Origin of the sequence: Pseudomonas sp. ANT_H12B (assembly GCF_008369325.1) — a bacterium.
Classification (GTDB): Bacteria; Pseudomonadota; Gammaproteobacteria; order Pseudomonadales; family Pseudomonadaceae; genus Aquipseudomonas.
The window spans coordinates 51,071-76,906 of sequence record NZ_VOBI01000022.1 but is presented as its reverse complement, the minus strand read 5'-3'; the positions used below and the strand labels follow the sequence as shown (position 1 = coordinate 76,906).

At 56.9% G+C, this 25,836-nt stretch carries 22 protein-coding genes and 1 pseudogene; 11 read left to right on the top strand and 12 right to left on the bottom strand.

The genetic code is table 11. The features are described 5' to 3' along the window. Positions 1-107 precede the first annotated feature (107 nt). A complete protein-coding gene (locus FQ185_RS26100) occupies positions 108-1,259 on the top strand; it encodes an MFS transporter (RefSeq protein ID WP_149419965.1) in 1,152 nt (383 codons plus the stop codon). Between the two features lie 165 nt (positions 1,260-1,424). Here FQ185_RS26100 and FQ185_RS26095 read toward each other — a convergent pair whose 3' ends face one another. The 4 genes from FQ185_RS26095 to FQ185_RS26080 all read right to left on the bottom strand — a co-directional run bounded on the left by FQ185_RS26095 (position 1,425) and on the right by FQ185_RS26080 (position 6,043). Further along, complete coding sequence (locus FQ185_RS26095; protein WP_149419964.1) at positions 1,425-3,848, bottom strand: TonB-dependent receptor; 2,424 nt, start codon at positions 3,846-3,848, stop codon at positions 1,425-1,427. A gap of 97 nt (positions 3,849-3,945) precedes the next feature. Further along, positions 3,946-4,920, bottom strand: coding sequence for a FecR family protein (locus FQ185_RS26090; RefSeq protein WP_149419963.1), 975 nt, complete (start codon positions 4,918-4,920; stop codon positions 3,946-3,948). Between the two features lie 40 nt (positions 4,921-4,960). Beyond that, positions 4,961-5,461 carry a sigma-70 family RNA polymerase sigma factor gene (locus FQ185_RS26085; RefSeq protein WP_149419962.1) on the bottom strand — a complete coding sequence of 167 codons (501 nt, stop codon included), beginning with the start codon at positions 5,459-5,461 and terminating at the stop codon, positions 4,961-4,963. A 378-nt stretch (positions 5,462-5,839) separates the two neighbouring features. Further along, on the bottom strand, positions 5,840-6,043 hold the full coding sequence (locus FQ185_RS26080) for a hypothetical protein (RefSeq protein ID WP_149419961.1): 204 nt from the start codon (positions 6,041-6,043) through the stop codon (positions 5,840-5,842). Between the two features lie 344 nt (positions 6,044-6,387). Between FQ185_RS26080 and FQ185_RS26075 the strand changes: the two genes are divergently transcribed. The 3 genes from FQ185_RS26075 to FQ185_RS26060 all read left to right on the top strand — a co-directional run bounded on the left by FQ185_RS26075 (position 6,388) and on the right by FQ185_RS26060 (position 10,471). Beyond that, positions 6,388-7,557, top strand: coding sequence for an aromatic ring-hydroxylating dioxygenase subunit alpha (locus FQ185_RS26075; protein WP_149419960.1), 1,170 nt, complete (start codon positions 6,388-6,390; stop codon positions 7,555-7,557). A gap of 156 nt (positions 7,558-7,713) precedes the next feature. Further along, a complete protein-coding gene (locus FQ185_RS26065; RefSeq protein ID WP_149419958.1) occupies positions 7,714-9,375 on the top strand; it encodes a choline dehydrogenase in 1,662 nt (553 codons plus the stop codon). A gap of 22 nt (positions 9,376-9,397) precedes the next feature. Further along, positions 9,398-10,471 carry a GlxA family transcriptional regulator gene (locus FQ185_RS26060; protein WP_149419957.1) on the top strand — a complete coding sequence of 358 codons (1,074 nt, stop codon included), beginning with the start codon at positions 9,398-9,400 and terminating at the stop codon, positions 10,469-10,471. A gap of 2 nt (positions 10,472-10,473) precedes the next feature. Here FQ185_RS26060 and FQ185_RS26055 read toward each other — a convergent pair whose 3' ends face one another. Then, positions 10,474-11,202 carry a class II aldolase and adducin N-terminal domain-containing protein gene (locus FQ185_RS26055; protein ID WP_149419956.1) on the bottom strand — a complete coding sequence of 243 codons (729 nt, stop codon included), beginning with the start codon at positions 11,200-11,202 and terminating at the stop codon, positions 10,474-10,476. A gap of 128 nt (positions 11,203-11,330) precedes the next feature. Here FQ185_RS26055 and FQ185_RS26050 point away from each other — a divergent pair, with 128 nt between their 5' ends. Continuing rightward, positions 11,331-12,881, top strand: a complete 1,551-nt coding sequence (locus tag FQ185_RS26050; protein ID WP_256730505.1) for an aldehyde dehydrogenase family protein — start codon at positions 11,331-11,333, stop codon at positions 12,879-12,881. Between the two features lie 106 nt (positions 12,882-12,987). Next, positions 12,988-13,923 (top strand): choline ABC transporter substrate-binding protein, encoded by a 936-nt coding sequence (locus FQ185_RS26045; protein ID WP_149419955.1) that lies wholly within the window; start codon positions 12,988-12,990, stop codon positions 13,921-13,923. A gap of 99 nt (positions 13,924-14,022) precedes the next feature. Here FQ185_RS26045 and FQ185_RS26040 read toward each other — a convergent pair whose 3' ends face one another. Continuing rightward, a complete protein-coding gene (locus FQ185_RS26040; RefSeq protein WP_149419954.1) occupies positions 14,023-14,277 on the bottom strand; it encodes a hypothetical protein in 255 nt (84 codons plus the stop codon). 33 nt (positions 14,278-14,310) lie between these two features. After that, positions 14,311-14,697 carry a DUF6124 family protein gene (locus tag FQ185_RS26035; protein WP_149419953.1) on the bottom strand — a complete coding sequence of 129 codons (387 nt, stop codon included), beginning with the start codon at positions 14,695-14,697 and terminating at the stop codon, positions 14,311-14,313. Between the two features lie 456 nt (positions 14,698-15,153). Here FQ185_RS26035 and FQ185_RS26030 point away from each other — a divergent pair, with 456 nt between their 5' ends. Beyond that, the gene (locus tag FQ185_RS26030) at positions 15,154-15,750 is read left to right on the top strand and encodes a helix-turn-helix transcriptional regulator (RefSeq protein ID WP_149419952.1); all 597 of its coding nucleotides are present in this window, start codon (positions 15,154-15,156) and stop codon (positions 15,748-15,750) included. Beyond that, on the top strand, positions 15,743-16,621 hold the full coding sequence (locus tag FQ185_RS26025) for a queuosine precursor transporter (RefSeq protein ID WP_149419951.1): 879 nt from the start codon (positions 15,743-15,745) through the stop codon (positions 16,619-16,621). The genes FQ185_RS26030 and FQ185_RS26025 overlap by 8 nt, the downstream gene beginning before the upstream one ends. 122 nt (positions 16,622-16,743) lie before the next feature. Here the strand turns inward: FQ185_RS26025 and FQ185_RS26020 are convergent. Both FQ185_RS26020 and FQ185_RS26015 read right to left on the bottom strand, forming a co-directional pair. Then, a pseudogene (locus tag FQ185_RS26020) lies at positions 16,744-16,938 on the bottom strand (7-cyano-7-deazaguanine synthase); the annotation flags it as partial. Positions 16,939-17,213: 275 nt separating this feature from the next. Then, positions 17,214-18,362, bottom strand: a complete 1,149-nt coding sequence (locus FQ185_RS26015; RefSeq protein ID WP_149419950.1) for a hypothetical protein — start codon at positions 18,360-18,362, stop codon at positions 17,214-17,216. Between the two features lie 473 nt (positions 18,363-18,835). On the opposite strand from FQ185_RS26015, the gene FQ185_RS26010 reads away from it, so the two are divergent. The 3 genes from FQ185_RS26010 (at position 18,836) to FQ185_RS26000 (ending at position 22,928) form a co-directional block, all read left to right on the top strand. Continuing rightward, the gene (locus FQ185_RS26010) at positions 18,836-19,759 is read left to right on the top strand and encodes a hypothetical protein (protein WP_149419949.1); all 924 of its coding nucleotides are present in this window, start codon (positions 18,836-18,838) and stop codon (positions 19,757-19,759) included. A gap of 458 nt (positions 19,760-20,217) precedes the next feature. After that, positions 20,218-21,339, top strand: coding sequence for an HlyD family secretion protein (locus tag FQ185_RS26005; RefSeq protein WP_149419948.1), 1,122 nt, complete (start codon positions 20,218-20,220; stop codon positions 21,337-21,339). Then, positions 21,336-22,928 (top strand): DHA2 family efflux MFS transporter permease subunit, encoded by a 1,593-nt coding sequence (locus tag FQ185_RS26000; RefSeq protein ID WP_149419947.1) that lies wholly within the window; start codon positions 21,336-21,338, stop codon positions 22,926-22,928. Before FQ185_RS26005 ends, FQ185_RS26000 begins: the two co-directional genes overlap by 4 nt. Before the next feature lie 9 nt (positions 22,929-22,937). Here FQ185_RS26000 and FQ185_RS25995 read toward each other — a convergent pair whose 3' ends face one another. The 3 genes from FQ185_RS25995 to ycaC form a co-directional block, all read right to left on the bottom strand. Beyond that, positions 22,938-23,378 (bottom strand): carboxymuconolactone decarboxylase family protein, encoded by a 441-nt coding sequence (locus tag FQ185_RS25995; RefSeq protein ID WP_149419946.1) that lies wholly within the window; start codon positions 23,376-23,378, stop codon positions 22,938-22,940. A gap of 163 nt (positions 23,379-23,541) precedes the next feature. After that, positions 23,542-24,984, bottom strand: coding sequence for a mechanosensitive ion channel family protein (locus FQ185_RS25990; RefSeq protein ID WP_149419945.1), 1,443 nt, complete (start codon positions 24,982-24,984; stop codon positions 23,542-23,544). A gap of 178 nt (positions 24,985-25,162) precedes the next feature. After that, on the bottom strand, positions 25,163-25,789 hold the full coding sequence (gene ycaC / locus FQ185_RS25985; RefSeq protein WP_149419944.1) for an isochorismate family cysteine hydrolase YcaC: 627 nt from the start codon (positions 25,787-25,789) through the stop codon (positions 25,163-25,165). Between the last annotated feature and the right edge of the window lie 47 nt (positions 25,790-25,836).

Sequence of the window (25,836 nt, the reverse complement as noted above, 5' to 3'; positions counted from 1 at the left end):
CGTTGGATTAACCGTCGTGGAAAACCTTCGAGGTCGCGGCAGGCTGGCTGATATGCAAGGATGTTGACCCGCAAGCCGTCAGTTACCCGCAATACCAAGGATTTTTCATGACCGTCATCAGCACCCCGCCACCCGTCGTTCCCGGGCGCCTGGAACAGATGTCCACGCGCATTGCCTTCTTCATCGCAGGTTTCGGCATTGCCGCCTGGGCGCCGCTGGTGCCCTACGCCAAGGCTCGGGCCGGGCTGGATGAAGGGACGCTCGGTTTGCTGCTGTTGTGTCTGGGGGTGGGCTCGATTCTGGCGATGCCAATGGCCGGGATTCTGGCTACGCGCTTCGGCTGTCGCCGGGTGGCGACCGGCGGTACCTTGTTGATCTGCGTGGCCCTGCCGTTGTTGGCGACCGTGTCTTCGATTCCGGCGCTGATCGCGGCGTTGTTCATCTTCGGTGCGGGTCTGGGCACGGTGGATTCGACGGTGAACCTGCAAGCGGTGATCGTCGAGCGCGCCAGTGGCAAGACCATGATGTCGGGTTTCCACGGAATGTTCAGCCTTGGCGGGATTGTCGGTGCGGCGGGTGTCAGCGCCTTGCTCGGCCTTGGGGTTTCGCCGTTGGGTGCGACGCTGGTAGCGATCGTGTTGCTGCTGATCGCACTGTTCAAGGCGGCGCCGCACCTGTTGCCTTACGGTAGCGAAAGTTCGGGCCCGGCGTTCGCCGTTCCCCACGGCATTGTGCTGTTCATTGGCGGCATGTGTTTCATCGTGTTCCTCGCCGAAGGCGCGGCGCTCGACTGGAGTGCGGTGTTCCTGGCGCAGGAGCGCGGGATCGACACGGCCTATGCGGGGCTGGGTTACGCCGCGTTTGCACTGACGATGACCATCGGGCGTTTGACCGGCGATGCCATCGTGCGACGCCTCGGCGCTACACGGGTGATCGTATTTGGCGGGCTGACGGCCGCAGCGGGACTGTTCCTGGCGACCTTCGCACCGAGTTGGGAGGCGGCGCTGGTGGGTTATGCGCTGGTAGGCGCAGGTTGTTCGAACATTGTGCCGGTGTTGTACACCGCCGTTGGCAAACAGACGGTCATGCCCGAAAGCATCGCGGTGCCGGCCATTACCACGCTGGGTTATGCAGGGATTCTCGCAGGCCCGGCCGTGATCGGCTTTATCGCCCACGGCAGCAGTTTGAGTTTTGCGTTCGGGTTAATGGCGGTGTTGCTGGTGGCGGTGGCCATTGGCGGCAAAGTGTTGAAAGTCTGAAAAGCTTCGCGAGCAGGCTCGCTCCCACAGGGTGACCGGCGTCGCACACAGATAGTGTGTTCACCAAAAACCCTGTGGGAGCGGGGCTTCAGCGTATGCAGATCCTGCATTCGCTGAAGATTCTTGTGGGAGCGAGCTTGCTCGCGATGAATCCACCCGGGTCTATCAAAACCCGACGCTGGCCTGCACAAAGAACGTGCGCGGCGCGCCGACATACATCCCCGAGTTGTTGTCGCTGGAGCGGGTGAAGTACTGCTTATCGAAGATGTTTTTCACCCCGGCGCCGACTTTCAGGTTCGACAGCTGTGAACCGAAGTCGTAGCCACCGCGCACGTTCCAGGTCACGTAACCGGGGATGTCGCCGTACTGGCCGTCCGCGGTGCCTTCGGTGATGTAGTTGCCCGTGAAGCTGCCGTCAGCGTTCACGGCAACGCCCGGCGAGCGCTGTTTGGACTGGGCGAAGGCATCGAGGTTGTAAGTCCAGCGGTTGATGTCGTAACGCAGGCCGGCGGTCGCCACCTGGCGCGAATAGAACGGCAGGTCACGGCCCTTGAAGCCTGGAATCTCACCTTCGTAGACGGCGCGGGTGTAGGTGAACCCGGCATTGGCGGTCAGACCGTCGAGCCGAGGGTCCAGTGCCGCCATGTCGTAATGCACCGATGCCTCGATGCCCTGGTGCGTGGTCGCGCCGAGGTTGGTCCAGCCCGCATCGTTGCTGATGTACTGCAACTCTTTATCGAAGTCGATGTAGAACAGCGTCACTTCGCCGCCCCACACATCATTGTTATAGCGCGTGCCGACCTCATAGGTCTTGGCCTTTTCCGGCTCCAGACCATTGGCGGTGTCGTCACCCGTCCCCCCCTGACCGAGCTGGAAATATTGCAGGCTGCCGAACGACGTCTCGTAGTTGGCGAACAGCTTCCAGGCATCGGACATGTGATACATCACGCTCAGCGCCGGCAGCGGTTCGTTGCTTTCGATGCTGCGGTTCTTTTCCGGCACGCGCCTGCCGGCGGTGTCGAGCACGGCGCGATCGTGCCAGTCGGTGCTGATGTGTTCGAAACGGATACCCGGAGTGATGGTCCAGTTACCGACATCGATCTTGTTGTCGACATACACCGAGTTGGCTTCAGTGCCACCGGTCCGATCCTGGTACACATGGCCGTCCGAACCCGGACGCACCACCGGCTCGTTGTTGACCAGCGCCAGGCGGCTCGCCTGTTCGTGCATGGCTTCCTTGAGGTAGCGATAACCGACACTGACTTCCTGGGTGGTCGGGCCGACGTCGAACACACGGGACACCCGCGGTTCGATGCCGAGGGTGTAGTAGGTGCGCGGGAAGGAGCCGAGGGTCTTCTGGTCGCGAGCGGCGATGTTGCTGCCACGGAAACTATCGGTGTAATACGTCAGCACTTCAGCCTGGGTACGGTCGTCGATCTGTCGTGTCCACTTGAACGAAACATCCTTGCGGCGTCCTCTGAAGTTGTCATTGTTGCGGTCGGACTGAAACGGATCGGCGTCGTATTGCGCCTGGGTCAGGCCGCCGGGCATGTCGGCTTTGGCGTCGTAGTAGTGAAAGTTGAGGCTGAAATCGTCCACATCGGTGGGTGCCCAGTGGGTCTTGAGCAGTACGTCGTCGATGTCATTGCCATTGTTGCGTTCACGGTACCCATTGCCGTTCACGCCCGAATACAACAGCGCCATGCCGACGCCGTTGTCCGCGGTGCCGCCGACGAAGGCGGTATCGATGTGCTTCCAGCCGCCGTGCTGGGAAGTTTCCAGCGTACTGCCGATTTCAGCGGAGGCTTTTTCCGGGATCGCCCGGGTCACGAAGTTGATCACGCCGCCCACGTTCTGTGGCCCATAACGCACGGAGCCGGCGCCGCGAACCACGTCGATGCTGTCGAGGTTGCCCGAGGAGATCGGTGCCATCGACAGCTGCGGCTGGCCATAAGGCGCGAACGCTGCCGGCACGCCGTCGATCAGCACGGTGGAGCGTGGCGACAGGCGCGAAGTCAGGCCACGGACGCCGACGTTCAGAGAAATATCGCTGCCGCCGGTACCGTTGGCGTCCTGCACTTGCACACCGGGCACGCGCTTCAACACGTCGCCGACGTTCATCGCGCCCTGCTCGACCATCGCTTCACGGCGGATCACCGTACGTGCGCCGGGGTGGTTCTGCACCACGGCGGCATCGGCGTCGCCGAGCCAGTCGCCGACCACTTTGATGTCGGTCACGCCCAGCTCCAGCGGGCCATTGGCAGCGGAAGTCGGTGCGGGCATCAGCGTCACCGAACCTTCATCGATCTGGTATTGCAGACCGCTGCCTTGCAGCAACTGGCGCAGCGCTTCTTCTGGCGAGAGGTTGCCATCCACCGCCGGGGCTTGTTTGCCGGCGACCAGTTCGGGGCTGAAAAAAACCTGCAACGAGGTTTGCTGACCCAGCTGACTCAAGGCCTGACCCAACGGCTGCGCCTGGATATGGATGGCGTCGGCAGCGAATGCCTGGGGCAGCGCCGAACTGACGGCCAAGGCGAGAGCAAGGCGCAGCCAGGTTGATTTATTGTTTTTAGCGGTGGATTTATTCACGTCGAACGTAGTCCTGTGGATCGCAAGAGTGTGCGCTTGTTAATGCAAACCAGTTGCAGTTAGACAGGAAGACGATCAACTCGAAAAAAACCTGAATCTATTTTGAAATTATTTCCTGGCTGCCGTCATCGAGGGTGCGCACGGCCACCGGGAGAATGCTCGGCAAGGCCTTGAGCAACGCGTCGGTATTGTCGGATTTGAACACGCTGGTCAGGCGCAGATTGCCCACTTTGTCGTTGCCGACCGTGAGTGGCTTCTCGCGGTAGCGCGAGACTTCAGCAGCGACGTCGCTAAGGCTGGCGTTGTTGAACACCAGTTTGCCGCTGCGCCAAGCGGTCAGTTCCGCCGGATTGACCGCGTACGCAGCGGCGACCTGGCCCTGGGCATTGATTCTCGTACCGAGGCCAGCGGTGAGGCTGATGAAATCAGCGCCCTGACCTTGAACCTTGACCGTACCCTGCTCCACCGCAACCCGGGTTTCGGTGGCGTCGCGACGCACATCGAACCGCGTGCCAGTAACCGTGACTTTGCCGTTGCCCGCCTCGACCACGAACGGCCGACGGGTGTCGTGTTCGACACTGAACATCGCCTCGCCTTCGGTCAGCTCGATGCCGCGCCGATCCTTTTCAAACCGCACCTGCACCCGGCTGCGGCTGTTCAGATCGATCACCGAGCCATCCGGCAAGGCGACATGGCGGCGCTCGCCCAGCGCGGTGGAATATTCAGCCGTGTAAGTCGCCGGATGATTCAAACCGCTGAACAGCCCCAACCCGAGCGCCACGGCCAGCACACTGGCAGCCACTGCATAACGCACCAGCGGCTGACGTTTACGACGGGCCGGCGAGGTTTCACACAAGGCTTGCAGACGCTTGGCAGGCAGCAAATCAGCCGCCGACCACAGGTCCTGAAGCAGTTGAAATTCTTCGCGATGTTGAGGGTGCTCGTCCAGCCAGGCCTCGAAACGCCGGTGCTCTTCGACGTCCACGGCTGGCTCCTGCAAACGCACAAACCACCGCGCCGCGTCGTCGCGAACCGTTGTTTGCCCGCACGCACAATCACGAGTATCCATCATGGAAGTTCCTGTTTGGCTGGGGATGAGAAGGCGCGGCCGATCATGGGTGCAGTCCGTCGAAGCGGTCGCGCAGATGCCGCAAGGTGCGGATCATATACTTTTCGACCATGTTCTTGGACAGTCCCAGGCGTTCGGCGATTTCAGCCTGGGTCAGGCCTTCGATCTTCTGCCAGACGAACACCTTGCGGCAGTTGACCGGCAGCTCGGTGAGCGCCCGTTCGATGGAATCAGCCAATTGGATCGCATGCATGAAATGCTCCGGGTCGCCGGACGACGACACACTGTGATCAATCGCCTCCGACTCCATGGCGCCCCGCCGATCCTCACGCCGATAACCATCCACCGCGATGTTGCGCGCGGTCTGGTGCAAATACGCCCGAGGTTGCTCGACCGCCGACGAATCGGACTCAAGCACCCGCACGAAGGTGTCGTGGGCCAGGTCCTCGGCCTGTTGACGATTTCTCAGGCGACGGGTCCAAGTGCCAACCAACTCTTCGTAATGTTCGAAAAAGCCGTGTCTGCGGGGCAATTTGGGAGTCATTGCGGTGTGCTGTGAAGACGGGGCGCGAATAGTAATGCTTCCTATTAACCGGAAGCAACGGATTCCCGTGACCGCCGGTCTTTGGCTCGCCGGACAAGCGAAATGACCAGACTGGAAACCAAACCCACGATCACTCTTTGCGGTATTGGCGACCCAACTTCAAGGCCAGGACGATGAAATTCTGTGTGGTCGGCTCCAGATCATCTTCGCCACAGATCATGGTGATAGGCGCCACCAGGCGCGGCCGGGCGCCCTTTATCCGACAGTAGACGACGCTGTCCTGGTGAAAGCCGGCCAAATCCGGCCAACACCGCGCGCCCGTTCGCGAGTTGATCGAGACGCTGCTTAACGTGCTTTTCAGCTTTATGGCGATCCTTCTCAAACTCGCAACGTCAGCTCAGCGATTTTCTGGCACGCCAGGAGAAACCTCGGATTGAGCTTCATGGTGGTGGCGGCGATGGCCACGTTCACACAGGGTTTGTCTTCGCGGCTGATCCGCGACAGCGATACGTCGATGGCCGAAGGTCGATAGGGCTGATGTGAAACCCGGGGCCGGAGAACAATGCAGAGATCGCGCTGCACAGTCGCCCCAGCACGTGCGCCTCGAGCACCCTTCTTCCTTTCCAGCGGACGAGCCGCGTCGCATCGCACCGATTCGGGCGCAATCAGGTGTGGGTCTGTTGTTAGTTGGGAGACAACGCATTGGCTGCGTTGTTGGGGGCGATCCTATCAGGATGATTTATGGAAAAAAATATCTGACAAAGGCCAACGATCAAGCCGTTGTCCAGCCGATCAGAGCAAACAACCGCTTGATAATTTTCCTCGCCAACTGGTCGCAATCCATCAATCCTGCCCCCTCCCCGCGCCATAGATTAACTCCCAGAACAAGTTGCCGTGCCGTGCGGCCAGTCACTGTGGAGATCGCCATGCAAAACTTCCAAACCCGCAAACAGCAGAGCCCCGTAGAGGGCTGGGACCATCAGGACCCGGAAGAAGCCTTCACCCTGCCCTCGCGTTACTTTTTCGACGAGACCCTGTTCAAGGCCGAGCGCGACAACATTTTCATGCACGCCTGGCACGTGGCCGGGCACGTCAGCGAGTTCGCCGAGCCAGGTCAGTACGTGGTCACGGATCTATTCGATCAAAGCGTGGTGGTGGCGAAGAATCGTCAGGGGCAGATCCATGCCTTTCACAACGTTTGCCAGCATCGCGGCAATCGCTTGCTCGAAGAACGCCGCGGCACCACCGGCGGCGTAGTGCGCTGCGCCTATCACTCGTGGTGTTACGAAATGGACGGCAGCCTGCGCAGCGCGCCACGTTGCGAAAAGATGAAAAACTTCGAGTTGCAGCGGTTCAACATTCCGCAGGTCCGCACCGAGGAACTGGGCGGGTTCATCTACTTCAACCTCGACCCGGCGGCGCCGTCATTGCGGGATTTGTTCCCGGGTGCCGATGAGGAAATGCGTCGGGTGTTTCCGGACCTTGCGAACATGCGCCTGATCGAGGAACAGGATGTGATTGTGCCGGCCAACTGGAAGGTGATCATGGACAACTCCATCGAAGGCTATCACTTCAAGTTGTCCGGGCCGTGCCATATCGACCTCGCCAAGCTGATCGACTTCAAAGGCTATCAGTTGACCAAACGCGACAACTGGTGGACCTACATCGCCCCGGCCAACCTGTCCGTGACCGAAGCCTATGGCGTACCGCTGAAGCCCGAACTTAACCCGAACGAATGTTTTTTCAACATCGGCATGTGGCCGAACAATACCTTCTACACCTTCCCGTTCTCGGAGTTTCTGGGCTCCTTCATCATGATCCCGCTGGATGCCGAACGCTCGCTGCTGCGCTTCGGTTATTACTCCACCAACAGCGAAACCGCCGCTGTCAGCAAATCCTGCATGAAGTGGATGAACGAGGACCTGGGACCGGAAGACATTGCGCTGAACATCTCCGTGCAAAAAGGCCTGCATTCGCTGGGTTACGACCAGGGCCGTTACATGATCGATGCCCAGCGCAGCAATGAAAGCGAGCATCTGGTGCATCACTTTCATCGGTTGGTGTTCAACGGTATTCACGGCGCTTCGTCGATCTGAGTCTGCCGGTACAACGCAGGCCCCTGTGGGAGCGAGCCTGCTCGCGAATGCAATTGATCAGTCAATATTGATGCTGAATGACACACCGCTTTCGCGAGCAGGCTCGCCCCCACAGGTTTTGTGCCATAACCTTTCATTGATGGAGCACAGCGAATCATGGCCGATCATGAATTTGATTACCTGATTGTGGGCGCAGGGTCAGCAGGCTGCGTGTTGGCCAACCGTTTGAGCGAAGACTCAGGCCTGCGGATCCTGGTGCTGGAAGCCGGCCCGGCGGACAAGAGCTGGACCATCGACATGCCGTCGGCGGTGGGGATTGTGGTCGGCGGTACGCGCTACAACTGGAGCTACAGCTCCGAGCCGGAACCGTATCTGGACGGCCGCCGGATCGGTACACCGCGAGGCCGGACGTTGGGCGGTTCATCGTCGATCAATGGCATGGTTTACATCCGTGGCCATGCCCGGGATTACGACGGTTGGGCCGAACAAGGGTGCGAGGGCTGGCGTTATAAGCAGGTGCTGCCGTACTTCAAGCGGGCCCAAACCCATGCCGACGGCGCGGACGATTACCGAGGGGCGACGGGGCATTTGCACGTCACCCCTGGCGATACCGAAACGCCGTTGTGTGCAGCCTTTTTGGCAGCAGGCGCCGAGGCCGGGTATGGCTTGAGCAACGATCTGAATGGCTATCGTCAGGAGGCGTTCGGGCCGGTCGATCGCACCACTCGCGCCGGGCGTCGCTGGAGCACCTCGCGCGGTTATCTGAGCGAGGCGTTGGCGCGGGGCAACGTGCGCGTAGTGACGGATGCGTTGGCGTTGCGCATTCTGTTCGACGGTCGGCGCGCCATCGGGATCGAGTACGAACAGAACGGTGGGACTCATCAAGCGCACGCTCGACGCGAAGTGTTGCTCACCGCCGGGGCGATCAACACGCCGCAGCTGTTGTTGCTGTCGGGCGTCGGTCCGGCGGCTGAATTGCGCGATCTGGGAATCAACGTGAAGCATGACCTGCCCGGCGTCGGCCAACGACTCAACGATCACCCGGACACGGTCGTGCAGTACCTGTGCAAGCAGCCGGTATCGCTTTATCCATGGACCACCGCGCCGGGCAAGTGGTGGATCGGCGCACGCTGGTTCGCCACCCACGATGGGCTGGCGGCGAGCAATCATTTCGAAGCCGGGGCGTTTATCCGCTCGCGGGCCGGCGTTGAACATCCAGACTTGCAGCTGACCTTCATGCCGCTGGCGGTGCAACCCGGCAGTGTCGATCTGGTGCCGGGGCACGCATTTCAGATCCACATCGACCTGATGCGCCCCACCAGTCTGGGCAGCGTCACCCTGAACAGCGCCGACCCTCGACAGCCGCCGCGCATCCTGTTCAATTACCTGAAAACCGAGCAGGATCGAGCTGACATGCGTGCCGGTGCGCGGCTGGTGCGCGAGATCATCGAGCAACCGGCCATGGCCGCGTTCAAGGGTGAAGAATTGGTCCCAGGCCCCGGCGCACAAAGCGACGAAGCGCTGGATGCCTGGGCCAGACAGGTCACGGAAACCGGCTACCATGCCAGCGGCACCTGCAAGATGGGGCCGGCTGATGACCCGCAAGCGGTGGTCGATCCGCAGTTGCGCGTGCATGGCCTCGACGGCTTGCGGGTGGTGGACGCCTCGATCATGCCGGTGATCGTCAGCGGCAACACCAACGCGCCGACGGTGATGATTGCGGAGAAGGCCAGTGACATGATTCGCGGTAGGACGCCGCTGCCGGCCCTGGATGCGCCGGTGTGGATTCATCCACAGTGGCAGACGCAGCAACGATGATGTTTGTATGCAGAGAACACTCATGAGCAATCAACCGCCTGACAGCGCTGCGCCCTCCGAAACCCGCTTCACCTGGCGGCGCGGCGAGGTCGCGCCGTTGCGGGTCGCCGTGCTGCTGTTGCCGTCGTTTTCCAACTTTGGTCTGGCGGCGGTGCTGGAACCGTTGGCCATTGCCAACTGGCTGACTCAGCGCCAGCTGTTCCAGTGGTCGCTGTTGTCCCTGGACGGTGAGCCCGTGCAGGCCAGCAATGGCCTGACCACCGTGGCGAACGATGGCCTGCGGGCCGATCAGGGTTTTGATGTGTGCCTGGTGATCGCCAGTTTCGATGTGCACAAACACAGCCGCAACCTGGCGCTGAAGAGTTGGCTGCGCAAACAGGCGTTGTTCGGTGCGGTGCTGATGGGCGTGGAAACCGGTACCGAATTACTGGCCGCGGCGGGCGTACTCGACGGCTATGAAGCCGCGGTGCATTGGGACAACCTTCAGGGGTTTCAGGAAAGTTATCCGCGCGTTCACGCCAAGCCGCAGCTCTACACACTTGAGCGTCAGCGCATGACCTGCGCCGGCGCAACGACCACGCTGGACATGCTGCTCGGCTGGATCGGCCAAAGCATCGACAACGATCTGGCGCGGGAAATCGGCATGCACCTGCTGATGGGCCATGTGCGTGCGCCGGCGGACAATCAGCTCGACGGCGGCCTGACCAACACCGGCCTGTACGGCAGCAAGATTCGCCGTGCGGTGCAGTTGATGGAAAAAGCACTGGAAGAACCGCTCGATTGCGAGGCAATTGCCAGCCAGGTCGGCCTCTCGCGTCGACAGCTGGAGCGGCAATTCAAACATCAGACCGGCCTGTCGCCGCTCAAGTACTACATCACTTTGCGGCTGGCCAAGGCCCACAGTTTGCTGCAACAGACACGCTTGAGCGTCGCGCAAGTGGCGGCGTGCTCAGGCTTTGGTTCGCTGGAACATTTTTCCCGTACCTATCGCGCCCGCTTCGGTTGCCCGCCCAGCGAGGACCGCAGCCAGGTCTGGACCGCCCCGGTGATGCGCCAGCCGCTGCGCAAAGAACACCGGCCGGCCGAGGCGGATTGATTTCATAGTCGATAGCCCGCCTCTTCTTCATCCAGAATGCTCATCAGCGCGTTGAAATGCTTGTCGGCGAAGCCTGGGTAATCCAGCCATTGCCGACAGGTCTTGCGGGCGATTTCATCGCTGGCGATGCGTAACTCGCGGCCAGTGGACAGCGCGGTGATGTAGGTCTCGCAGGCCCGTTCGAAGTAGTACAGATCGTCGAAGGCCTGGGCGATGGTCGGCGCCGCGACCAGCAGGCCATGATTGCCCATCAACATGATCGGTTTGTCGCCCAGCAGATGGCTGACGCGCTCGGCCTCGTCCCCCAGTCCCATGCCGTCGAACCCTTCGTCGATGGCCACCCGTTCGAAAAAGCGCATGCAATTCTGCTCGATCGGCGGCAGCCGCGAATCCGTCAGGCAGGCCAGCGCCGTCGCATATTTGGAGTGGGTGTGCAGGATGCAGCGAGCGTGGGGCTGGTTGCGGTGCAAGGCGCTGTGCAAGGCCCACGCGGTGATGTCCGGCGCGTCCGGGCGATCGAGGCTGGCAGGGTCATCGGCATTGACCAACAGCAAGTCGCTGGCCTTGAGCCGCGAGAAATGCTTGCCGTACGGGTTGATCAAAAACTCCCGACCGTCCCCCGACACCGCCACGCTGAAGTGATTGGCGATGGACTCGTGCAGATTCAGCCGTGCCGCCCAGCGAAAGGCGCAGGCCAGGCGGATTCTCAGTTGCTCGACAGGTTGATTCATAGCGTCGCCCCATAGCTCGTTTATCGGTTGTTTGCCAGTGTAGAGAGACACCCTGCCCGCACTTGACGGGAAACGACATTGACTGCCGTTATCCCGCGACGCTGCGACCGTGAGAAAACGGCGTTGTTATGCCGCGTTTGATCAAGAGCCGCACTGCGGTCGCAGCCATAGTGACGGCCACGACCCACTGGCTGGAGACACAAATGCTGCAGATTCCGTTGTTCATCGCAGGTGATTGGCAAGCGCCACAAACGGCGCGTTACCGCGACGTCATCAACCCCGCGACCGAAGAAGTGCTGGCCCAAGTGGCCGTGGCCGGTCCTGTCGATGCGCAGCGTGCGATCAATGCCGCGCGCCAGGCGTTCGATGAGGGGGTGTGGCCGACGATGGCGGTCACCGAACGTGCCCGACTGATGCAGCGCATTGCCGATCTGATTGAACGGGACGCCTCGAATCTGGCTCGTCTGGAAACGCTCAATGCCGGCAAGACGCTGGGCGAAAGCCTGGGCGACGTCGGCAATGTGGTGGCGACGTTTCGCTTTTACGCGGCGCTGCTGGAAACCGAAAGTGCCAGCGTCAACAGCCATGCTCCGCCCCATGTCATCAGCTTCAACCAGCGCGAACCGGTGGGCGTGTGCGCCTTGATCGCGCCGTGGAATTATCCGTTGCTGCAAGCCGTCTGGAAGATCGCCCCGGCCCTGGCTGCCGGCAACACCGTGGTGTTCAAACCCAGCAGCCTGACGCCGATGACGGCCCATCGTTTGACCCAATTGTTGGCTGAGGCAGGCTTGCCGGCCGGTGTATTCAATTTGCTCTGTGGTCCCGGTGATGTGGGTGAACTGCTGGCGGCCAGTCATGAGGTGGACCTGGTGTCGCTGACCGGTGGCGCGGGTGCCGGCGGCAAGGTGATGCGCGCGGCCACCGGCAATTTCAAGCGTGTGGCGCTGGAGCTGGGCGGCAAGAATCCGAACATCGTGTTCGCCGATGCCGACTTCGACGTGGCGCTGGATCAGGCGCTGAACGCGGTGTTTTTCAATGCCGGGCAGATTTGCTCCGCGGGTTCTCGATTGCTGGTTGAAGACGCGATCCATGATCGATTTGTCGAAGCCTTGCAGCAACGGATCCTGAACATTCGCTTGGGCGATGGCCTCGATCCGTCGACGCAAATGGGCCCGCTGATTTGCGCCGGCCAGCGCGACCAGATCCTCACCATGATTGCCGGCGCCGTCGAGCAAGGCGCGACATTGCTGGCCGGCGGCACGATTGCCGAGCAATTCGAACGTGGGTTCTGGTTGAAGCCGACCCTGCTCGGCAATGTCACGGGCGACATGTCGATCGCCCGGGAAGAAATCTTCGGCCCGGTGATCACCGTCGAGCGCTTCAGCGGCGAAGCCCAAGCGCTGCAACTGGCCAACGACACGCCCTATGGTCTGGCGGCCGGCGTCTGGACCAAAGACATCGGCAAGGCATATCGCATGGCCAAGCGACTGCGGGTCGGCACCTTGTGGATCAACGACTACAACGCGGCATTCCCGCAGGCACCGTGGGGTGGCTACAAGTCCAGCGGCATCGGCCGCGAACTGTCACGGGCCGGGCTGGATGAATTCACCGAACTCAAGCACATCTACCTCAACACCGAACCGACGCCACTGAACTGGTTCGGTGTCGATCAACCCTGACGGGCCAGGGTCGACGCGTTAAAGCAGGTTTTTTGCTCCATCCATAACAACAAGATCCTGAACACCCCAAACCGCTGCTGACGTTTACCTTTGAGGAGTTGATCCCATGAAAGCCTTGCTCTTGCTTGCATCCCTCAGCCTACCGTTGCAGGCCTTGGCCGCAGAACCGCAATCCTGCGCCACGGTGCGTTTTTCCGATGTCGGCTGGACCGACATCACCGTCACCACAGCCATCGCCAGCGAGGTACTGGAGTCCCTCGGCTACAAAACCAAAACCACCCTGCTGTCGATTCCCGTGACCTACCGCGCGCTATCGTCCGGCAAAGAGCTTGACGTGTTCCTTGGCAACTGGATGCCCACCACCGAAAACGACATCAAGCCTTACCGCGACGCCGGCACCGTAGAAACCGTGCGCGCCAATCTGCATGGCGCCAAGTACACGTTGGCGGTGCCCGATTACGTGTATGACGCAGGGCTGCACGACTTTGCCGACATCGCAAAATTCAAGGACAAACTTCGCGGCCAGCTCTACGGCATCGAGCCGGGTAACGACGGCAACCGCCTGATCCAGAGCATGATCGACAAGGACGCCTTCGGCCTGAAGGATTTCAAAATCGTCGAATCCAGCGAAGCAGCAATGCTCTCGCAACTCAAACGCGCCACGCGCAAGAACGAATGGATGGTGTTCCTCGGCTGGGAACCGCACCCGATGAACACCCGCAACAAAATGAAGTACCTGAGTGGTGGCGACGATTTTTTCGGGCCGAATTTCGGCCAGGCCACGGTTTACACCAATGTGCGCAAGGACTACCTGAAGGAGTGCAGCAATGTCGGCAAATTGCTGCAGAACATGGAGTTCACGTTGGCCATGGAGAACCAGTTGATGGATGCGGTATTGAACCAGAATCAGAAACCGCGAGCGGCGGCCAAGGCATGGCTGAAGGCTAATCCGGCGGTGCTGGAGGCTTGGTTGGAGGGGGTTAGCAGTCGGGATGGGCAGGATGGGGTGAAGGTGGCCAGCGTGAAATTCGCCAACCAATAACCGACACCCCGTCCATGTGCCACAGCGAGAGCCCCAGACGACTACAGGAAAATGAAAAGCCGACCTGTTTGAAAAGGGGCGCCAAAAGGCGCCTTTTTTCTACGTTGAAACCAGCAACTGCAGTCGTCGCCCTACGACATCCATCAAATCACAGCCATCGCGCAGTGAGGTCACCAACACCCGCGCCAGCTCACTGTGGACACCCTCGCCAAACGCAAAACTCTCCAGCAGTTGCGTTGCAGTACGAATGCGATAGGCCGCGGTTTCATGCAGCACATCCAGTGGTGCTTCGGTGTCGATCAGCAATGATGGGACGTTGCAGTCGATGCCGGTGACAGGCATGTATCGATCCATGATGAAAAACCTCCGTTGGGGAAAGGCACACGATTATTCAGCGTTGGCAGTTGGACGACCTTCAGACGATCCCCGGGGCGGCTCCAGGTTGTCCAGCGCTCGATTGACCAGCAGTTCGCCCAGCGCGGACAGTTGCTGAATAGCCAAAATGACATGGCGACGCGGGCCTTCCAATTCACGGGCGAGATCGGTGGCCATGACACTGAGGGAAGCAAGCGTTTCAGAGGCCTGACAGAGCAGGGATTCCGTATTGACATCCGGAACGACGGCGAAGAAATGGTTGGCAGGTTCGGGACGAGTGGGATTGCGTAAGGGGACGCTGACGAGATGTTCGGTGATTTTGGAGGGATGGGGTGAATCGACGGTGTCGTTGGGGGAATCGTTTGGTGATTCCGCGGATTTGATGGCGGATGTTTTCATAACAGAGCTCCTTGCAAGTTAAAAAATACAAGTCCCACACTGCTAGCCGGGACAACGCTGCTTACTGTACGCGTGTTATTAGAGAGGTAAAAACATTAATAATAAATTTAACTTTGTTAATCAAACAAGTGAACATCTGTGTAAAAAAATGATTATAAGTGGTTAATATTTGCACATTTCGCGAGATTCGATAAAAAAAAATAGAGGAGATTTCCCATTGCAAACTGTGCCGCACATAAAACAATTATTACTTCCTCATTTCTGTAAGAAAATTCGCTGATATTGCTCGCACGCCCCACGAGGAAACATTATTTAACGTTTGCCAGCGTGCTTGCGACATTATTTTGCACATAATTCATGCATGCAGGATTCGGAATTTCCAAAAATAGTATCGACATGATTAATTCGTTGAGATAACAAGATTTTTTGCAGCAAACAAACAAATGGGGTTTTTCAATGTATAGAAAAGAAAAAACAGAAAACCTAAAGAACAACATTAAATACTTAATAAAAAGTAGAGGAGAGACGCAGCTATCTTTATGTAACTCCACTGGATTAACCAGAACCACGATATACAACATACTGGAGGGAAAGGTTGTAAATGTTCAACAGTCCACAATTCGCAAGATCTCTAACTTTTTTGGCGTATCGTACAAAGAAATAGAGAGCGTAGATTTTGAGGAGAAAGAATTTATTGAAAACAGCGTTTCCTTGCAAGGAAACATGAATCCAGCGGCAGTTCCTATAATCAAAGAGAGTTTGCTAATTCAGAATCTAGATAAAAGAATTGGCGAGCTAGCCACACTTCATCCCCTGACATATTATTTTGGTGCAGCGTGCAATTTAATCGGTGTACTTCTGGAAAGCGAAATCAGTGGCGCCAATGGACCTGGCGACTTGTTGATAATAAAAAAAGGCGTCTCAAATAATGATAGAGAAAAACTCATGTACGACAAAAGCACAAGAAAATTATTTATAATCAATGAAAATTTTCTTGATTCTGATGTCATTTATACCGTGGGAGAAGTTATAGAGGAAAGGTTTAATGGTTGATAACAGCGCAATCGAAAACAGCAAGTACAAGTTATTAGGATTTGAAAACAGCAAAGAGCTTGCGGTAATCATGATTATTTCCACGGGAAAAATCATCAAGGTAAATCTAGGCAAGCTCATAAAAAGCGACATACTAGACAATTTAAACAAAGCAGAAATAAAAGATATATATAGAAAATTCTATTCGCGCGGGACTGCGTTGACAGCATACGAAATGACTGACCGCCATGAAAAATCATGGGCCATATACGTCGCACTAAACCTTCTACTTTTTACGCTTTACATTTTTGCAAATATTGGTGCAGCAAAACCCGTTTATTTAGAACAATTTGACATTACCGTTACACCGGGAGTTTTTCTGTACCCACTGACATTTTTAATCGTTGATTTATTAAATGAGTTTTACGGACTTAGACTGGCTAAAAAAGCCATCCTTCTTGTATTTTCATGCAACACATTTATTATGGTTTTGCTTGGTGCATCGACTTACTTACCGGGGCTACCTGGCTGGAAACTTGATGTATCCTATAACGAGGTTATTGGCCATGTATCATCTATCTTAGTAGCCTCCTCCGTATCATTTCTAATTTCTGAATACGTGAACTCGTATCTTCTTTGCAGAATAAAAAAACTCACGAACTCCAGATTTCTATTTCTTCGAGTATTTTTCAGCACTTTCTTTGCGGTGATAATAGACAGCTTTATTTTTTGCTTTATTGCATTTTACGGCTCCATGCAAAATAGCGACATACTTAATATTGTCTATATTCAGATAGTTATAAAAATGCTTTTTGCTATTTTTAATATTTTGCCCGCATACGGGGCAAGATCATTATTTCAAAAGTGCATGCCAGACAGGCAAGCGGCATGAGACAAGGGGGGTTAAAAATCACCCCTCATGATTATGCTGCCTATTGTAGGTTTAGCTTTATTTTTAAACTATTCATGACATCAGCTTTGTTATCCAGAAATATTTTCATCCCTTTTGCACGGAGAAGTATCTAATACTTTGTGAATCTTCACGCCAAGCTGTTTTGAAAGCTGTTGCGCCACTTCGATTTCCGCACGATGGCGCTGGCCATAATCAAACGTAATGCAGAGAATTTCATCGTACATCGGCAATGCGTGAATCAAGCAGGTGGTCGAATCTTGTCCGCCGCTGAAAACGATAACGGCCTTTCTGATCATGGTTCGTTCTTCCTTGGAGGTGTCCCGGCAGAGTGCCGGGGCCGTTGACCCTACCGGGAAGCTCAAATTCTGGGTGTGGGAGGTTTCCGAAATGACCGTCTCCGATTTCCGTTTGTGTCATTTGTATGCTGGATTCCCGAGGGATTTTCCAACCAGTCATCACTGAAGACCCGCTTCAATCGGCAGTTACGCGGTCCCTGTGGAAGAGAGCTTGCTCGCGATGAACGATTACACGGTGCCTCAGTGATTACTTGGACAATTCCACAATGGCAGTTTCAAGCCTTTGGAAGGTCCATTCTGTAACCCGCCCCCGGCGCACCTTCATGCAATGCCGACTGAATGTTCGCATACAAGGCGTTCGCCTCGTGGGTAGTGATTGATCGCGAACAATCACGCAGTACAACGCGAAGAAGCACATTTTCCTGGCCCGGCAGTAGTCCGAGGCGTTCAATTGCCTTCACAGGTAAATCCGAGAATCCCCAACGTCCCTTGACCTGCATCTCCTCGATCCAGCCAGAGTTGGCGCCAGCAGCTTGTAACATCCTCTCCGTCAACACTTCCTCACTTAACCCTGGCGTTACCGCCAACGAAATATCACGAGCAATCGAAGGCAAACGTGATACAGCGCTCCAGGGATTCAAATCATGCATCTGCGCCTGTACTCGTACGTTCTGATCACGTAGCAAGCGAATATCCGGAATTCCCTTGCGCAGCATGGTCAGTCGATCCAACCCCATCCCGAGTGCCAACCCTCCATGACGCTGCGGATCAATCTTCAAGCGCTCTAACAAAGATGCAGCAATACGACCGCACTCCAGCACCTCGACCGGAGCGCCGTCATTCAACACATTCACTTCGATTCCGCCCTCCGTATAGTGATGAGGGCTATCGCTGTAGACCCAAGCTTTGTCATGAACGGCTGTTTTGAGGATATCGCTGACCAGACGCAACAAGTGGTAATGCGTCGACAGATCCGGATCACCCAGCACCCAGATATCCATTTGATGTGGTTCTGCGCAATGCCAACGGTCCCGACTATCTCGACGAAAAGTGATACCTGGCGCGGCCAGCAATATCGTCTCCCCCGGTTGCCGCACCTGAGCCGCACGCTGAAGTGCCGCCGGAATTTGACTGGTGGTTTGTGTTCGCAAAAGGGAACACTCATCGACCCAACGGGTGTGTTCACTCCCAAGTGTGACTTCTGCTGGGTCATAACCCAGCAAACCGTAATTTTCTTCAGCGGACACAATTCGCGGTCCGGTCTGAAGTTGCGCTTGGGGCCAGCCTTTTTCAGCAAGCCCCTGAAGTATTTCATTTAGCAATAGTCGGACGGCGTGATCGGGAGCGCTTGCCTCGGTAAGATCAACCAGTAGCAGGGCTTGATGGACGGACGTATCTGTCAGGTATTTCTTTGATGCATGCACTATGTAACCCTCTATTAACAGTTGAACATTTAGCTTTCAAAAACAACCCCCATAAACCAACCTAACGACATCGGGTCATCAGCCACAACCAAAAAAAAGGAAAACATTAAATTTTCAGAACAAGATTACAGATACGCCCTACACAAATAACCTATAGAGCTTTACGAAAACGCTAACAGTCAAATTAATTCTAAAAACCCCCTAAAAAATCATTTAACACATCAAAAAATCCTGTATTAATTAGTCCACTCCCAAACATTTCCGGGAGTACAAACCAACAAAATGAAAAAGGAAGATCAGATGAAAAAGAAAAATATCATCAAAGAAAAACTCAATCGAATCACTTCCGGCCCGGATAATTTTGGTTGGGCACCTCTGGCGTGGGCTCACACTGGAGAGTAAATAACACCAATGAGCGACAAGAACTCTCTTGCCGCTCATTGGAAAGAAAAGGAGGATTTAAGGAGGATTTTATGCCAACATCAAAAATGATATCTACGCTCTTTGGTCAGGGGGAGTTATCAATAATTTCGGACTCAGAAGACTTCCTCAGAGAATGTGAAAATCTAGGTTTCAATACGGAAAATATTTCTGAGATTGAGAAACTACCAAAAAATAGTATTATTTTTTCCTTTAGCAATGACGCTGCAAAATTGACGTTTGATATCGCAAAAAATACAAAAAATAAAAAAAGCGTTTTTTGCGCAACGCAAGTATTCGAGCCTTCCTTAGCCAGTGCGCTCTACAGCCTAGAGCTCTTGCTGAGCAGCAATTTTGAACATGCCTTACGCACACAGCGATTCGTGTTGAACATGCTCAACTCATATGAATCCTTTTTTCTGTCTGGTAATGGCGCTGATGCGCGCGTCTCTATTTTCCCTCACGCACAGGCATACGCACTACTTGCCGAAGACATAGAACACGACTTTGTTCAGTCCGTGGCAGAGTTTTTTGAAGTTCATTATGCACACATGAACCCACAAGAATCTTGCCCGTTTTCTTTTAGCGGAACTTTGAAAATCTCAGGAATACTGATAGTACTTAGAAAACCTAATCCGACATTGCCAGAAGGATTAAGAACCTCATTAAATTGGCTGAGTGATCGCATATCTGAAGAAGGGGCATTATTATCAGTTGAAGACAACATCATCACCTCACTGAAAGTAAAAAACGAGGAGCATATTAAACTTTTGGACCTTGCGGCTGGTCCTCGCGGACTCAACCTGACGGAGTTCGCTATCGGGGTAAACGAGGCTATCGCGCCAAATATTGACTACAAAATCAACTCACAGATGAATGAAGGTATCAGTGGGGTTCATTTAGCTATTGGTGATGGATCTTCCGGCTATCACATAGACTTCCTTAGTCCAGCCGTGAGCGTAAGCCCAATACCCTAGCAGTTCCATTAGTACTGACTGATGGCACAGAGCAATCGGACCGCGGTTGGTTAATACGCTTGTTCTACAGCACCCGTCGCAAAGACACCTGCGATAGTTCCTACATGGATCTGCATCCCAGTAGGAGCTGTCGCGGCTGCTATCTTTTAATGTCAGTTGCTAGCGAAACCACTCGATAAACAGGACAAACAGCTCCGACTTGAACCGACATTCAGCTTCAAATAGAGATTGGTGAACTGCTCATAGGACTGGCCGTTGACGCCACGGGACCATCGGGCGAATTTTCCAGCGAGAAACCGGCATGCCTATCAGCAATGGCGGTTGATGCGCGCCATCTCACCTCGGGCGCCTGCTTTAAATAAGATCCTGACGACCGGCAATAGAATTCAATTGCCTCAAAATATTACCTACGTCATATTACATACGTAATAAAGCCCCGTTTCCCACAGGTAATCTCCATGACCAGTATGCCCAGCCTTGAATCCGACCTTGCTGTCCCGGTGAGCACACCCAAGCCTCCCCTGCTCAAGCGCCTGATTCTGCTGACTGCTGCCATCGCTGCCCTGGTATTCGCCGGGTTGTATGCGACCCACTGGTGGACCGCCGGCCGCTTCATCGAAGAAACCGACGATGCCTACATCGGCGGCGACGTCACGGTGATCGGGGCGAAAGTCGCGGGTTATATCGAAGAGGTGTTGGTCACCGACAACCAGAAAGTAAAGGCCGGCGATGTGCTGATTCGTCTCGACGCCCGTGACTACCGCGCCAACCTCGCCAAGGCCGAAGGTGCTGTCGCCGCCGAAGAAGCCCTGCTCGCCAACCTCGACGCCACTGAACAATTGCAACACGCGGTGATCGGTCAGGCCCGCGCCGGGATCGATGCCACCGGCGCCGAAACCGCCCGTTCCCGGGATGACGATGCTCGCTACAAAAAACTGGTCGGTAGCAACGCCGTCTCGGTGGAAAGCGCCCAACGAGCCAACGCCACCTTCAAGACCGCCCAGGCCCTCAGCGCCCGGGCCCAGGCTGAGCTGCTGGCTGCGCAACGTCAGTTGAACGTGATCGAAACCCAGAAACAGCAAGCCCGCGCCGCACTGATGCAGGCGCGGGCCGAACGTGATCTGGCGCAATTGAACGTCGGCTACACCGAACTGAAAGCCCCGGTAGACGGCGTGATCGGTAATCGCCGGGCGCGGGTGGGCGCTTATGCCCAGGCCGGTTCGCAACAACTGTCGGTCGTACCGGCCAGTGGTTTGTGGGTCGATGCCAATTTCAAGGAAGATCAACTGTCGCGCATGACGCCGGGGCAACGGGTGATCATTCACGCGGACGTGCTCTCGGGGCGTGAATTCCACGGTCATCTGGACAGCCTCGCGCCAGCCAGTGGTTCGCAGTTCAGCGTGCTGCCGCCAGAAAACGCCACCGGCAACTTCACCAAAATCGTTCAGAGGGTGCCGGTGCGGATCCTGCTCGATCCGGCCGATGGCGTGCTCGGCCATTTGCGTCCAGGCCTGTCGGTGACCGCCGAAGTGGACACCCGCGCAGAACCCGAAACCCCGGCCGTGGCCAGCGCGCCATGAGTCGCACCCTCGCCGCCCCCGCGCAATCGTTCAATGCTGCCGACATGACGACGGCGACCAAAGTCTTCGCCTTCGCCACCATGTGCATCGGCATGTTCATTGCGCTGCTGGATATTCAGATCGTCTCCGCTTCGTTGCGTGACATCGGCGGCGGGCTCTCGGCCGGCACCGACGAAACCGCGTGGGTGCAAACCAGTTACCTGATTGCCGAAATCATCGTGATCCCGTTGTCCGGCTGGCTCTCGCGAGTGTTCTCGACACGCTGGCTGTTCTGCGCTTCAGCGGTGGGTTTCACCCTGGCCAGCCTGCTCTGCGGTGCAGCCTGGAACATCCAGAGCATGATCGCCTTCCGCGCCCTGCAGGGGTTTCTCGGCGGTTCGATGATTCCGTTGGTGTTCACCACCGCGTTCTTTTTCTTCACCGGCAAACAACGGGTGATCGCGGCCGCGACCATCGGTGCGGTAGCTTCGCTGGCTCCGACTCTTGGGCCAGTGATCGGTGGCTGGATCACCGACATTTCCTCCTGGCACTGGCTGTTCTACATCAACCTGGTGCCGGGGATTTTCGTCGCGGTGGCCGTGCCGATGCTGGTGAAAATCGACCAGCCGGAACTCTCGCTGCTCAAGGGCGCCGACTACTTGAGCATGGTGTTCATGGCGCTGTTTCTAGGCTGCCTGGAATACACCCTCGAAGAAGGCCCGCGCTGGAACTGGTTCAGCGACAGCACCATTGTGACCACGGCATGGATCAGCAGCCTGGCCGGTCTGGCGTTCATCGGTAGGACCCTGCACGTCGCCAATCCGATCGTCGATCTGCGCGCCTTGAAAGACCGCAATTTCGCCCTTGGCTGCTTTTTTTCGTTCGTCACGGGGATCGGCCTGTTCGCCACCATTTACCTGACGCCGCTATTTCTCGGCCGGGTGCGCGGCTATGGCGCGCTGGACATTGGCCTGGCGGTTTTCTCCACCGGGGTGTTCCAGATCATGGCGATTCCGCTTTACGCCTTTCTGGCCAATCGCATCGATCTGCGCTGGATCATGATGACCGGCCTTGGGCTGTTCGCGTTGTCGATGTGGGATTTCAGCCCGATCACCCATGACTGGGGGGCTAAAGAATTGATGTTGCCGCAAGCCTTGCGCGGGATTGCCCAGCAATTGGCGGTGCCTCCAGCGGTGACGTTGACCTTGGGGGGGCTGGCACCGGCGCGGCTCAAACATGCTTCGGGCCTATTCAACCTGATGCGAAACCTGGGTGGCGCCATTGGCATTGCCGCGTGCGCGACCATTCTCAATGACCGCACCAACCTGCACTTCACCCGCTTGGCGGAAAACCTCAACAGCACCAACGAAGCACTGAATCAGTGGCTGTCCCAGGTCGGCAACAACTTCGCCGCCCTCGGCCAGAGCGGTGACGTGGGCGTCACCGCCAGCCTGCATCAGCTCTGGCTGCTGACCTACCGCGAAGCGCAAACGCAAACCTACGGCGATGCGTTTCTGATGATCATGGTCTGCTTCATTATCGCGACGCTGATGGTGCCCTTGATGCGCAAGGTGCAACCACCGGCCGCGCCGAGTGGCGATGCTCATTGAGTGTCTGGCTTACTCCTGAGGCATTTTGCGGAAACCTACGGCCAGGCGATTCCAGCTGTTGATGGTGGAAATCGCCACGGTCAGGTCGACCAGTTCCTTGGGCGTGAACTGGGCCGAGGCCAGATCGTAATCCTCATCCGGAGCATGGGTCTGGCTCAGCAGCGTCAGCGATTCAGTCCAGGCCAGCGCCGCACGTTCACGCGGAGTGAAGAATGGCGTTTCACGCCAGACCGATACCGCATACAGCCGACGCTCGGTTTCGCCACCCTTGCGGGCATCGGCGGTGTGCATGTCGACGCAGAAGGCGCAGCCATTGATCTGGGAAGCACGCAGCTTGACCAGTTCGATCAACGATTTTTCCAGAGGCAGCTTCGAAACAGCGGTTTCCAGCGCGATCATGGCTTTGAGTGCATCTGGGGAAGCGGTGTAGAAATCGATACGCGGTTGCATGGTGGGCTCCAGTCAAAAGGGTGTGGGAGCTACGTTAATCCCGCACTGACATGCAGCAAATAGCCAATTATTGGGAAGTTGAGGATGCCAATGGGCGCCTCCTGCCCATGCCGTCCTCATCCGAGATGCCTTTGCCACACTCGCTTCCACGACCTTCCAGCCCCTACGCTCGATTGCGCAGCCACTGCAAAAACCCCTTCTTCTGCACAACCGTAGGCGCTTCCTGAGTCAGCGTCTGAGCCTTGTTCAAGCGGAAGTCCAGCAACGCCTTCATCGCTTCGCTGATGTCATGCCGCGCGTCCAGGCACGGCTTGAGGTATTCCTTTTCGATTCGGTACAAGCTGCAGAACGTCTTGGCGCTGAAGTCCGCCGGCAGCGCCGTATCGGACAAAATCCCGCCTTCGCCGATCACCTCACCCGGCCCCATGCGCCCGGATTCAAACTTGACCCCGCCACGGCTCAGCTCCACCGAGACCACGCCGGATTCGATGATGAACAAATGATCGCTGACCTCCCCCGCAGGCAGGATCATTTCGCCGGCGCGGAAGTTTTGCAGGGTCATGTTCTGGCTGAAGGTTTCTTTCTCTTCCTGACGCAAGGTCGAGAAAATGTTCGAGGCGTCCAGCAATGCCCGTGGCCGTGACAGGCTGGCGGGTGCGTTGGGGTCGACGTTCGACAACAGGCTGACACCACTGGCCTGCAAGTGCCGGTACGCCAGGTCGAACAGCAGATTACGGACCATGCGTTTCTGATCCATCGAGACCACGAAACCGCTGATTTCATATTCCACGCCCGTGGCGCTGGAGCCTTTGAGCGCTACGCACGGCGCGGGTTTGTTCAACAGATAGCGACAACCCTGCATCGCTCGCTCCAGTGCATCGATCACGGTTTGCGGACGTGCGTGCGGGCTCAGTTGCAGGCTGATCGAGACACCGAAAATGTCACTGGGGCGGCTGAAGTTGATGATCTTGGCCTTGGCCGCCAGCGAGTTGGGAATCACCGCCATGCTGCCCTGGGACGTTTGCAGGCGCGTGGCGCGCCAGTCGATGTCGGTGACCCGGCCTTCGGTGCCATCGATGGAGATCCAGTCATTCAGTTGATAGGGTTTGGTGGTGTTGAGGACGATCCCCGAGAACACGTCGCTGAGGGTGCTTTGCAAGGCCAGGCCAACGATGATTGCCAATGCACCAGAGGTGGCCAGCACGCCTTTGACCGGCAGATCGAGTACGTACGCCAGGGCGGCGATGATCGCGATCAAGAAAATCACCGCGCCGAGCAAATCCTGGAGTAAGCGCCCGGTGTGCCCGACCCGCTGCATCATCACTGCGCCAATCAGCACCGTCAGGGTGCGCGCACCGAACAGCCACCAGCCGATCTGCAAACCGGTGGCCGCCAGGTGCAGCGCAACGTTGTCAGCCCAGGGCGCCGGCTCCATGGGGTTCAGGCCCTCGTTGAACAGCAGAACGCTGAACAGCGAGAAAATCACCAGTCGCACGACCAGTTTCCAGTTGCTGCCATTGGCGGTCATCAATCGCCACAACCCGAGATCGATCAGGATCAGGATCAGGGCGCAAACCAGTGGGTGATCGGTCAGCAGTGACAGCATCAAGCAACTCCAGCAAGGGCCATTGGCGCGAAGATCTCACAGATTGGGCACAGTGTAGGAGGATTTGATGCGAAACCAATGTGGGAGCGAGCCTGCTCGCGAAGACGGAAGAACAGACACTCATGCAGTGACTGACAGACCGCTTTCGCGAGCAGGCTCGCTCCCACAGGGGGATGGGTTACTTGCTATTGGTCAGCGCGTTGTAGCTGGTAAACAGGTTGCGGTAGTCCGGGATGTGGTTGGAGAACAAGGTGCCCAAGCCTTCCACATCGTTGCGCCAATCGCGATGCAGCTCGCAGGCCAGACCGAACCAGGTCATCAACTGCGCGCCGGAGGCCGACATGCGGTCCCAGGCCGATTGACGGGTCAGCTCGTTGAAGGTGCCAGATGCGTCAGTCACCACGAACACTTCAAAGCCTTCAGCCAATGCCGACAGCGCCGGGAACGCCACGCAAACCTCGGTCACTACGCCAGCGATGATCAGTTGTTTTTTGCCGGTGGCCTTGATCGCCTTGACGAAATCTTCGTTGTCCCACGCGTTGATCTGGCCAGGACGAGCGATGTACGGCGCATCCGGAAACAGCGCTTTGAGCTCGGGCACCAACGGGCCGTTGGGGCCGGTCTCGAAACTGGTGGTGAGAATGGTCGGCAACTTGAAGTACTTGGCCAGGTCAGCCAGGGCCAGCACGTTGTTCTTGAAACGGTCCGGCTCGATGTCGCGCACCAGAGACAGCAGACCCGCCTGGTGATCGACCAACAGAACGACGGCGTTATCCTTGTCGAGACGTTTGTAAGAAGTAGTCATGGGTAATCCTCGCTTTTTATCGATGCCGAACGGGCCGGCGGAAGTGA

Coding starts and splice junctions, on each gene's coding strand:
- FQ185_RS26100 (WP_149419965.1), top strand. CDS start 108: ATGACCGTCATCAGCACCCCGCCACCCGTCGTTCCCGGGCGCCTGGAA.
- FQ185_RS26090 (WP_149419963.1), bottom strand. CDS start 4,920: ATGATGGATACTCGTGATTGTGCGTGCGGGCAAACAACGGTTCGCGAC.
- FQ185_RS26085 (WP_149419962.1), bottom strand. CDS start 5,461: ATGACTCCCAAATTGCCCCGCAGACACGGCTTTTTCGAACATTACGAA.
- FQ185_RS26075 (WP_149419960.1), top strand. CDS start 6,388: ATGCAAAACTTCCAAACCCGCAAACAGCAGAGCCCCGTAGAGGGCTGG.
- FQ185_RS26065 (WP_149419958.1), top strand. CDS start 7,714: ATGGCCGATCATGAATTTGATTACCTGATTGTGGGCGCAGGGTCAGCA.
- FQ185_RS26060 (WP_149419957.1), top strand. CDS start 9,398: ATGAGCAATCAACCGCCTGACAGCGCTGCGCCCTCCGAAACCCGCTTC.
- FQ185_RS26055 (WP_149419956.1), bottom strand. CDS start 11,202: ATGAATCAACCTGTCGAGCAACTGAGAATCCGCCTGGCCTGCGCCTTT.
- FQ185_RS26050 (WP_256730505.1), top strand. CDS start 11,331: ATGCCGCGTTTGATCAAGAGCCGCACTGCGGTCGCAGCCATAGTGACG.
- FQ185_RS26045 (WP_149419955.1), top strand. CDS start 12,988: ATGAAAGCCTTGCTCTTGCTTGCATCCCTCAGCCTACCGTTGCAGGCC.
- FQ185_RS26040 (WP_149419954.1), bottom strand. CDS start 14,277: ATGGATCGATACATGCCTGTCACCGGCATCGACTGCAACGTCCCATCA.
- FQ185_RS26035 (WP_149419953.1), bottom strand. CDS start 14,697: ATGAAAACATCCGCCATCAAATCCGCGGAATCACCAAACGATTCCCCC.
- FQ185_RS26030 (WP_149419952.1), top strand. CDS start 15,154: ATGTATAGAAAAGAAAAAACAGAAAACCTAAAGAACAACATTAAATAC.
- FQ185_RS26025 (WP_149419951.1), top strand. CDS start 15,743: ATGGTTGATAACAGCGCAATCGAAAACAGCAAGTACAAGTTATTAGGA.
- FQ185_RS26010 (WP_149419949.1), top strand. CDS start 18,836: ATGCCAACATCAAAAATGATATCTACGCTCTTTGGTCAGGGGGAGTTA.
- FQ185_RS26005 (WP_149419948.1), top strand. CDS start 20,218: ATGACCAGTATGCCCAGCCTTGAATCCGACCTTGCTGTCCCGGTGAGC.
- FQ185_RS26000 (WP_149419947.1), top strand. CDS start 21,336: ATGAGTCGCACCCTCGCCGCCCCCGCGCAATCGTTCAATGCTGCCGAC.
- FQ185_RS25995 (WP_149419946.1), bottom strand. CDS start 23,378: ATGCAACCGCGTATCGATTTCTACACCGCTTCCCCAGATGCACTCAAA.
- FQ185_RS25990 (WP_149419945.1), bottom strand. CDS start 24,984: ATGCTGTCACTGCTGACCGATCACCCACTGGTTTGCGCCCTGATCCTG.
- ycaC (WP_149419944.1), bottom strand. CDS start 25,789: ATGACTACTTCTTACAAACGTCTCGACAAGGATAACGCCGTCGTTCTG.